Origin of the sequence: Streptococcus cuniculi, assembly GCF_004570575.1 — a bacterium.
Classification (GTDB): domain Bacteria; phylum Bacillota; class Bacilli; order Lactobacillales; family Streptococcaceae; genus Streptococcus; species Streptococcus cuniculi_A.
In genome coordinates, this window is the sequence record NZ_SPPD01000077.1 from 1 (window position 1) to 448 (window position 448).

A 448-nucleotide genomic window follows, 5' to 3' on the forward strand; every position below is an offset into this window, starting at 1 on the left:
GAGCCGACCATGTACGGCAAAGGCCAGCCGACGAGGCTGGCCAGGTAACCGCCGGCCAGGCCGACCAGCGGTGTTCCCCACCAATGTTTAAAGGTGACCTCAGACATCGGCCACGGCACGACGCTGCAGGGCACGTTTGCGGTAGATGCGGATCAGCGGGAAGGCCAGCATCAGCGCCGTCAGTACCCACACACCAAAGGTGATCGGGCTCGACCAGAGAATCTGCAGGTCACCGTTGGAGATCGACAGCGCCCGGCGCAGGTTCTGCTCCATCAAGCCGCCGAGGATAAAGCCCAGCAGTACCGGCGACAGCGGAAAGTCCAGCTTGCGCAGGATGTAACCGAAGATGCCGATACCCACCATCAGGAACAGGTCGAAGGTGGTGGCGTGCACGGCGTAAACACCAATCGCCGTGATGATGGCAATCACCGGCACCAGCGCCCAGTTC

At 62.1% G+C, this 448-nt stretch carries 1 protein-coding gene; it reads right to left on the reverse strand.

Features of this window, described 5'->3' with window-relative positions; genetic code table 11:
* Positions 1 to 99 precede the first annotated feature (99 nt).
* A partial coding sequence (locus E4T82_RS12110; protein WP_194185903.1) for a tripartite tricarboxylate transporter permease occupies positions 100 to 448 on the reverse strand: 349 nt, incomplete at its 5' end.